This window comes from Streptomyces sp. SM1 (assembly GCF_002910825.1).
In the GTDB taxonomy this organism is placed as follows: Bacteria; Actinomycetota; Actinomycetes; order Streptomycetales; family Streptomycetaceae; genus Streptomyces; species Streptomyces okerensis.
The window spans coordinates 1-850 of sequence record NZ_NEUB01000677.1; the positions used below are offsets into that span (position 1 = coordinate 1).

Annotated in this window: 1 protein-coding gene and 1 pseudogene; both read left to right on the top strand. The window is 77.4% G+C overall.

Annotation, left to right across the window (positions count from 1 at the left end; translation table 11 throughout):
* Window positions 1-269, top strand: a pseudogene (locus tag B9S61_RS18555) (dehydrogenase); the annotation flags it as partial.
* On the top strand, window positions 266-682 hold the full coding sequence (locus B9S61_RS18560) for an SSI family serine proteinase inhibitor (RefSeq protein ID WP_103543272.1): 417 nt from the start codon (window positions 266-268) through the stop codon (window positions 680-682). The pseudogene B9S61_RS18555 and the gene B9S61_RS18560, both read left to right, overlap by 4 nt.
* The last annotated feature ends 168 nt before the right edge of the window (window positions 683-850 follow it).

An 850-nucleotide genomic window follows, 5' to 3' on the forward strand; every position in this document is an offset into this window, starting at 1 on the left:
CCGCAGGGCTGCTGCACCAGCTGGTGACCCGCGCCGGGCGCGATCCGGCGGGCGCGCTGCCGGAGCTGGACCGGCTGATCGACGCGCGGTGCGCCGATTGCCGGGACGGCCTCGGGGCGCGCTGGATCCCGGTCGCCCGCCAGGCCGATTACCAGGCCCGGGTCGTTCTCGCCGCGTTCGCGCCGGCGGTACGGCAGGCGACGGCACCCTCCCGTTCGGGTGAGCGGGGCTGGGGTCCGGGGACCGCCGTGCCGATGCAACGGGAATGACGCACACCTCAGTGAGAGCCGTACGGGCCGCACTCCTCGTCGCCCTCGCCCTGCTCGCCTGCGCGGCACCCGCACGGGCCGGTGCCGGGCACCATCCCGGCCCGGACAGCCGGCTGCTGCTCACGGTCGGCCGCGGGGAGACGGCGGTGGAGGACGCCACGGTGCTGTGGTGCGACCCGCCGGAGGGCCGGCACCGGCGTGCCGCGGACGCCTGCGCGGAGCTGGAGGCGGCGGACGGGCGGATCTCCGCCATCCCGGCGAAGGACGCCATCTGTCCGATGATCTACGCGCCGGTGACGGCGCACGCGAGCGGGAGCTGGCGTGGCCGGCCGGTCGACTACACCGAGACCTTCCCGAACACCTGCACGCTGTCCGCCCGAACGGGCGCCGTCTTCGCCCTGACCCCCGCCTGACCCCTCCCGGGGAGCCCGCAGCGTCCCCACCCCACCCCGGCCGGCGCGGCCCACCTCTCCCATCCTCCGCGGACGGCCGCACCCCACCCTCCGCACTCCGCGGGCAGTCGTGCCGCACCCCCCCGTCCTCCGCGCTCCACCCCCGCGCTCCGCGGGCAGTCGTGCCGC